This is a genomic window from Streptomyces sp. TRM68367, assembly GCF_014495685.1.
Taxonomy (GTDB): domain Bacteria; phylum Actinomycetota; class Actinomycetes; order Streptomycetales; family Streptomycetaceae; genus Streptomyces.
The window spans coordinates 1-7,597 of record NZ_JACTVI010000180.1 but is presented as its reverse complement, the minus strand read 5'-3'; the positions used below and the strand labels follow the sequence as shown (position 1 = coordinate 7,597).

The window sequence follows — 7,597 nt, the reverse complement described above, 5'->3', positions numbered from 1 at the left end:
AACCGCGCCAACCAGCGCCTACGGTCACTCTGCGCGACCACGAGATGCTCCCGACGCGAAGGGGACCCCGACTAAATTCGAAGACCCGTGTATCCAGCGCCATCTTGGTAGACCAGGTCGATTCCCTCCGTGTGGAGGAGATCCAGCAAGTCGTCCTGCGGCCTTTCGGGAAGCAGTACGGCCAGCTTGGCATTGCGTGGCCTGATATGCCGCACGTAATCTTTGAGCTGACCTATAGCCACGCGCACTTCTTCGCGGCTGCTGTCGCCTCGCACCGAATACAACTGATGCTCGGTGGCGTCATAGAGATCGGTTTTGAGGATCCTTGTCGTATCCGCGATCTTGATTTGGTACGCAAAGACGTCGTGTTGGCGCTTCGTGAGCTCTTCGAGATATTTTTCCCGCAGTTCGGATTGGCGCTGGTCGGCTATGAGGCTTGGTTGGGCAGCGCGCCTGCTCTCTGCCACTCGTTTCCTCTTCGGCTCTACCATCTTGCTCGCGACTACGGTCGCGGAGACTCTTTGAGCGTCGGTCTTCTCCGCAGGGGTGATGACGTCTGCAGCGATGCGTTGATAGGCCCCCTTGGGGCGCATACGGAAGACGATTATGCGCCGCCGATTGCCTTTCTGATCATTGGCCTCGCGTATGGTGTAGGGCTGCTTCGAGTCCAACTTGAACTCGCCAATGTATCGTTGCTGCTTGGCGCCAGACTTGGCGCCGGGGATCTTGCCCACCGCCATGAAGAGGCGTAGCGATCTACCCGTCTCCGCATGCTCCAGGATGGCCTTGTTGCGGGACCCGGCAGTTCCCAGAAACGTTTGGTCGTCAACGGCGCCTCGGCCGGTGTACTCGAACACCGGCCCCAACTCGTCTTCTTCATCCAGCCAACCATTCTCATAGCCGTACTTGCCACCACTGTCGTGATCAACGTAGATGAGGATGTTTGGGGTGGTTGTGGATGGAACGATCCCTTCGCGATCCCCTCCGCCGAAGAACTTCTGCATCTCGGCACGGGTCGTCAGTTGCCCAGGTTCGATCGAAGGTATGGCCATGTCTCGACGTTAGCGGATCACACTGACACCGTTCCTGCTCAACTAGCTTGCGGCGATGGCCGCGTACGACCACACATCGGCCGGCAGTTCGTGGTCCAGGCGCCACGTGATCGCCATCGGCTTGGTGCCAGTGTGGCCCTCGTAGGTGGCGGGTCCCAGCAGCATCCAGGGCTGAGACTTTCCGATGTCGGTGTTCTTGTAGCGGCGCATGAAGAGGAGGACATGGCTGCCTCGTTGGGCGTGGTGCTGGTAGCGCAGTCCCGTGGGAGAGATCTCGGCCGTGGAGTTCTGGGACTCCCAGTGGAAGAGTCTACGGCTCAGCGCGTAGTCCTTGTACCGGACCGTGGGGGAGAAGTCCTTCTCGTTCTTCTCCAGGGTGATCAGGAGAGCATCCGTCTTGATCTTCTCTACCCACTGGACGCCCTGGGCGAAGGACCTGGGCATCTGGCCACCAAAGCGCGCCACCCCGAGCGCCGCAAGGATCTCCGAGCGGTTATAGGAGCTGTGGACCTTCAGGGGAATGTGGCTGTGGCTGCCTGACAGGGGGATGGGGAAGTGGTCCGCCTGCTCGATGACGTAGGACAGGACCTGACGGAGTTCGTCGCGGAAGACGCGTTGGTCGCGCAGCGAGTCCAAGCCTTGCTGGAAGCTGCTGAAGCCGCCTGCGTTGTCCCACAGGTTGAAGAAGAGCATGCGGGCGTATGCCTGGTCTGCCGGATTGAGCTCTTCGTAGGGCGGGACGTCGTCGGCGAGGAGGCGGAGGTATGCGTGGGCACGCTCGGGGTCGTCGACGTGCAGGAAGGCGTGGACGCGCTTGAGGAGGGCCGATTCGCCGGCAGGGGGAGGAGTTTTGATCAAGCCGGCCCTGCGTAGGACAGACGTCCAGGAGTTGTCGCTCTTGTACAGCTCCTTGATCTCTCTGCGACTCTCACTCAGGTAGTCCGCGAGCTGCGGGGAGTCATAGGCCTTGGCTTCGCTGACCAAGGTCCTGAAGGTAGCGCTCAGTTGGGTGCGGATGTTGTCAAGCACGAGGTCCTTGGCCTTGCCTTCCAGAATGATCTGACATCCGGAGGGAAGGAGTGGGAAGTCGTGCTCGATGTGGTCGACGAGCCGGTTTCTGGAGAAACTCGTCAGGGCTCGGAACTGTTCCTCGAAGCGGAACTCCGTCCGATGCTGCCCGATGAAGTCAAGGACAGTGAGGACGGGCTTCGTGTCAGTACGCCGTAGGCCGCGGCCAAGTTGTTGGAGGAAGACCGTGGCGCTGTTGGTCGGGCGCAGGAGAAGGAGCGTGTCGACGTCTGGGATATCGAGACCCTCATTGAACAGGTCGACGGAGAAGATGATTTGGAGCTTCCCGTCCCGTAGATCAGCCAGAGCCTGAGCCCGTACGGCAGCGGGTGAAGCGCTGTCGAGGGCAGTTGCTTGGAAGCCGGCCTGCCGGAAGAAGTCCGCCATAAAATGGGCGTGAGCCTTGGTCACGCAGAAACCCAGTGCGCGCATGGCTCCGGGCTCGGCGATCTTGTCTCGGATCTGCTTGACCACAATCCGGGCTCGTGCGTGGTTACCCGTGTAGAGGTTGCCGAGCTCTTGGTCTGCGTACGTGCCCTTCTGCCAGCCGAGGTTCGTCAGGTCTGTACCATCCGGGATGCCGAAGTAGTGGAAGGGGCACAGCAGGTCGTTTTCGAGTGCTTCCCACAGTCGCATCTCGGCCGCGGTGCGGCCCTCGAAGAACTCGTCCTGGACGTTGAGGCCGTCCATCCGCTCGGGGGTCGCGGTCAGACCGAGCAATTCCTGCGGTTTGAAGTGGTCGATGACGCGGCGGTAGGTGGCGGCCGTGGCGTGATGGAACTCGTCGATGACGATGATGTCGAAGTGGTCCGGGTCCAGTTGTTCGAGCCGCTGGAGGTTGAGTGACTTGACGCTGGCGAAGACGTGGTTCCAAGCTTGCGGGTCCTCACCGCCGTAGAGCAGCTCACCGAATGAGGCGTCGTCCAGCACTTCCTGGTACGTGCGCAGAGACTGGTTGAGGATCTCCTTGCGATGGGCGACGAACAGCAACTTTGGGCGACCGTTGTCGAACTTCTTACTCAGACTTCGGTAGTCCAGGGCCGCCATCACCGTCTTGCCGGTACCCGTGGCCGCGACCAGCAGGTTGCGGTTTCGCCCTCGGATCTCGCGTTCTACCCGAAGGCGTTCCAGCATGTCTTGCTGATAGGGGAAGGGACGTACCTCCAGGCCGGAGAGGGTGATCTTCAGGTCGGTGGTGGAGGTCGTGCCGCCTGCCTGGGCTAGGGCTCGATCGAGACGCTCACCGTGATGTTCGGGGTCGTAGGTTTTAAAGGCGGAGTCATTCCAGTACGCGTCGAACGTTGCCTCGAATTTGTCCAGTACCGTTGGGGTCGCGATGGACGAGAGACGCACATTCCACTCTAGGCCGTCGAGGAGTGCAGCCTTCGAAAGGTTTGAGCTGCCGACATATGCGGTGTCGAAGCCCGTGTCACGTCGGAACAGCCAGGCCTTGGCGTGCAGTCGAGTGGATCGGATTTCGTAGTTGACCTTGACTGTGGCGCCGAAGTCGCGGACCAGGCGGTCCAGCGCGTGGCGATCAGTGGCGCCGATGTAGGTCGTCGTGATGACGCGGATCGGCACGCCGCGCTCCTTTGCAGCGCGTAGTGAGTCTTCCAGGACGCGAATGCCGTACCACTTCACAAATGCGCACAGCAGGTCGATACGGTCCGCGGTGGCGAGCTCGGCCCTGAGTTCGGCACCGAGGCTGAGGTCTTCGGGGGAGTTCGTGATGAGCGACGTTTCGGACAGGGGCGTGAGGGGGCGAAGGGCGTAGACACCCGGCGCCTCCTGTCGCGCGAGAGTCAGGAGCTGCCGAGGGCCTTCGACGATGATGCTCGCGGCCTCGGCTTCGCTTGGACCGGGGGCACTGGCGGCCAGCGACCTGAGGATGCGGTTCGCGACCCCGACACGATCTTCGGGCGGGAGTTGGCTGAGTCGTTGGCTGACAACTCCACCGATGTGGCGAGCGAGCACGTGCGGAGTGGACTCCTCGGTGACCTCGGCATCTATGGCTTTCCAGCCTGCGGCCGTGAAGCGCTCCAGTTCGTCCTGTACGTCGCTCGTGATCAGTTTCTCGTAGACACCGGCGATCGGCTTTGACAGGCCTCCTGGTTCTGCCACGACTACTCCCCTAGATCCCTCGTGGTTCCCGTGCGCGATCGCTGGTGACGATGTGGATCTGTTCTAACAGCAACTACTGACATTGGACGAGGCTGTGCTGAAAAGTGATCGTTTGGCGGTCGTCCTTCGGGGAGGTGAGGTGCGGTGGCACCGGCGATTTGCGCTTGTGTGGTTGTCACGGTTGCCGTTGGACCGCCCGCTTCTCGGTCAGTGTCGTGCTTCCGCCGGGGGGAGAAGCGAGCGGGCGGCCCGGAGGGCGGGTGGCCAAGGTCGGCGGGCGAGTGTCGTGGGTTGGACTGTGGCCCAGCGCTGACGGGCGCGGGCGCGTCTCGCAGGCACGCCGGGTGGGCTTAGGGGCCTTTCAGAAAGCCGGATGCTTGCGGGCGAGGGGCATGCAGTGGGCGAGTTGGAGGAAGTCCGTGGAGCCAGGCGATAGCGGACTCGGTGACCCACCGGACGCGACCCAGGCCCGAGCCGTGCGGCTCTCCACGCCGGGCGATCTTCGGTGTGATGCCGCGCTCGCGCAGACGGCGATGGTAGACATCGTGGTCGTAGCCTCGGTCGGCGTATAACCTGCGGGGCTTGCGCCGGGGCCGGCCCTGCTTGCCCCTCACTGGCCCAAGACTGTCGATCAGGGGCAGGAGCTGGGTGACGTCGTTGCGATGACCGCCGGTCAGCGACACCCGCAGCGGGATGCCGTGCGCCTCGGTCTGCACGTGTTGCTTCGAGCCCGGCCGTGCACGGTCAACCGGACTCGGACCGAGTTTTGGGCTGCTTCGCCCCCGCTTGGCCTGCACGTGCGAAGCGTCAACGGTGACGCGGGAGAAGTCCAGGCGGTCTGCTGCCCGAAGCCGGTCCAGCAGCACCCGCTGAAGGTCCCAACTCCTGCGGCAGGTATTCCCACTGGATGCCGGTGTGGAGGACGAACAGCACACCCTGCAGCGTCCCGCGGTCCTCGATCCGCTTGCGTCCCGGGTGGCGGAACCGCCGTAACGGTGTCTCGCTCATGCCGCTCCCCCTGTCATTCCCCCACGGCCCGCCCCCCGCAGAGTGCCGCTTCTGTCGCGCGTTAGCCTACGGGAGCAGCCAGTACGGGCAAGGAGTCATGTCATGGCGAAAGTACCGGCCGCGGTGGTGGCGGCGAGCGGGCTGATCGGTGGTTACGGTGTGGCCCGCTGGACCAAGAAGCGGCAGCTCGGCGGGGCCGTGCTCGCCGTGGCCGGGGCCGCTGCCGCGCAGCAGTGGCGGCGGCAGGCCGGGGGCGCTGCCGCCGGGGCGCTCACCGTCGCGTACGTCGCCGCCTTCGCCGCGTCGCATCCGCTGGCCAAGAAGGTCGGCGCCTGGCCCGCCGTGTACTCCGTGGCCGGTGGCGTTGCCCTCGCGTCGTGGGCGGTGGCCGACCGGCGGGCCGCCTGAGCGCGCCGCTGACGGTCCTGGCTCACACGGAGCTCTACGGAACCGGGCGGGCCACCTGAGCACTCCCGGTGGGGCCTGGTGCGGCTGTTAGAGTCCCGGTCAGACGAAGGGGGCGGCTCGTGGCCAAGGTCAACATCAGTCTCGATGCCGAACTGGTGGTGGAAGTGATGGTCCTGGCCGGGATCGGCTCGTCCCAGGACGCCGTCGAAGCGGTCGTGCGTGACTACATCGCCCGGGGGCATCGCACCGAAGTACGCACCGAACTGAAAGACCAGAGCCTGCGCGAGGTCGAGAGCAAACCGCAGGAGCCTCAAGGCTGACCGGCCGGCCGGCTGACCACTGTGATCGCGTGACGACGCCTGGTTTCGCCGCTGCGTAGCCGGGTCTTCATGGTCGACGTGGGGTGGTCGGGTGGAACCTTTGAAGAGCGAGCAGGCGACGCTGCTGAGCCGCACCGCAGGTCCTGTTCCGCGGCGTCAGCTCCCGCCCTACCGGCCCGGCCGTCGGGCTGCCCGGCCCAGGTGGGCACCGGGGTCCGTGCGGACCGGTGTGGCGGTCGGCGGCCGAGCCCTGAGCGCGGTTCCGGGCTCCGTCCCGGCCTCGCGGCCACAGGTGGCGGGGCGTGGTTATGCAGAGGGCGAAGTGGCGAGCTTGTGCTGCAGTAGCCAGCTGAGTGTCTGCAGTGCCTGCGGCACCGTCCACGCGGTGACATCCGGGTGCTTGAGGTTGCCCAGGCCGGCGGCAGAAAGGAATTTGTGCATGGTCGCGGGCATGACGGTGCCCGGGGCCACGTGGGCGGTGCCGTTGATGACGAAACGCTCGCTGCCGCGGCCGTCGATGAAGAAGATCTCGTCCGAGTGGTCGATGTCGTAGGTCAGCGTCTGGCCGGTGCGCCAGTTCTTCGGGGGCGGTGTGTCCTGCGACACCTTCTTGTACCAGACGCCGAAGTACTTCCACAGCTTGGCGATGGTCGCCGGCGTACCGGTCAGCGCCTGCCAGTCGGCGGGAGCCGGCGTGTACAGGTGCCGGTACGCCGCGAGTTGCGCGGGCGTGTCACGCTGCGGGTCGACGGTGATCGACAGGAACTCGACCTTGGACGATTCGTGGTCCTTGGCGACCTCCCGCGCGGTTTGTACCAGATTCGCGGTGTCCAGCGGGCAGGTCTCCTGGCACAGGGTCAGCGTGTCGGAGACCACCAATACCTTGCCCTTGAAGGCGGCCAGGTCGGTGGGCTTGCCGTTCTGGTCGGTCAACGGCAGTTTCAGGATGTCGGCAGGGATCCTTCCGCTGGTCCGGGTGCCGACGTTCTGCTTCGGCGGGGGGATCTTGCTGCTCCCCGAGGCGCACCCGGTGACCAGTGCCGCCAAAGCCATGGCCATGATGGCAGCGATCCAGCGCCGCCGCCCGTGGCCGCCGGCAGCCGGCCGCACGGTGTGCACCAGTCTGCGCACACCGCGTCCTGCCCGGGGCTGTACGGGCGAGGAATCCCCACTGGTATGCGACAACACGTCTGATCTCCCGCGACAGGGAGCCCGGCTTCGGGCGGCTCCACTCCCGGGTCACGCTACCGGCGGCCCCGGCGCTGATTACCTGGGGGGTACCAAGCGCCGCGCGCCCACGCGGCCACAGGCACCCCTCCGAACGCGGCATCTCGCACGCCGCGAGGGAGGCGGGGTTGGCGCTGTACCCATCCAGTTCGGCGTCCCCGTCAGCCCGCATCCGAGCCGTCCCCGCCCGCAGCCGCCCCTGAACGTCGCCCGGTAAGCCCCCGGCGACACCCCCACCACCGCCTGGAAGTGCCGACGCACGGCAACGCTCCCCCCGTCTGCCGTGAGTGAGCCGGGGTGGCTTGGCGGCTAGTCCCGTACTTCGCGGGTCGTTGATTCGTATGGTGTGACCGGCCCGGGGGTGTCTCGGGCCGGGGGTGTGGCGTTGGGCCG

General features: G+C 65.1%; 5 protein-coding genes and 1 pseudogene. 2 read left to right on the top strand and 4 right to left on the bottom strand.

Annotation, left to right across the window (positions count from 1 at the left end):
* Positions 1-71: 71 nt before the first annotated feature.
* From H8R17_RS43700 to H8R17_RS43690, 3 genes and pseudogenes are all read right to left on the bottom strand, one after another.
* Positions 72-1,052, bottom strand: coding sequence for a hypothetical protein (locus tag H8R17_RS43700; protein WP_187828726.1), 981 nt, complete (start codon positions 1,050-1,052; stop codon positions 72-74).
* Positions 1,053-1,094: 42 nt separating this feature from the next.
* A complete protein-coding gene (locus H8R17_RS43695) occupies positions 1,095-4,241 on the bottom strand; it encodes a DUF3427 domain-containing protein (protein ID WP_187828725.1) in 3,147 nt (1,048 codons plus the stop codon).
* 361 nt (positions 4,242-4,602) lie between these two features.
* Positions 4,603-5,231, bottom strand: a pseudogene (locus tag H8R17_RS43690) (transposase); the annotation flags it as partial.
* 120 nt (positions 5,232-5,351) lie between these two features.
* Here H8R17_RS43690 and H8R17_RS43685 point away from each other — a divergent pair.
* Together H8R17_RS43685 and H8R17_RS43680 are read left to right on the top strand one after the other, a co-directional pair.
* Positions 5,352-5,657, top strand: coding sequence for a hypothetical protein (locus tag H8R17_RS43685; RefSeq protein ID WP_187828724.1), 306 nt, complete (start codon positions 5,352-5,354; stop codon positions 5,655-5,657).
* A gap of 119 nt (positions 5,658-5,776) precedes the next feature.
* Entirely contained in the window at positions 5,777-5,977 is a 201-nt protein-coding gene (locus tag H8R17_RS43680; RefSeq protein ID WP_187828723.1) for a type II toxin-antitoxin system VapB family antitoxin, read from the top strand.
* A 306-nt stretch (positions 5,978-6,283) separates the two neighbouring features.
* Here H8R17_RS43680 and H8R17_RS43675 read toward each other — a convergent pair whose 3' ends face one another.
* Complete coding sequence (locus tag H8R17_RS43675) at positions 6,284-7,108, bottom strand: SCO family protein (protein WP_187828722.1); 825 nt, start codon at positions 7,106-7,108, stop codon at positions 6,284-6,286.
* Positions 7,109-7,597: the final 489 nt, after the last annotated feature.

What these genes read in the sequence shown, in the direction of transcription:
- H8R17_RS43700 (WP_187828726.1), bottom strand. Translation starts at nt 1,052, where the DNA reads ATGGCCATACCTTCGATCGAACCTGGGCAACTGACGACCCGTGCCGAG.
- H8R17_RS43685 (WP_187828724.1), top strand. Translation starts at nt 5,352, where the DNA reads ATGGCGAAAGTACCGGCCGCGGTGGTGGCGGCGAGCGGGCTGATCGGT.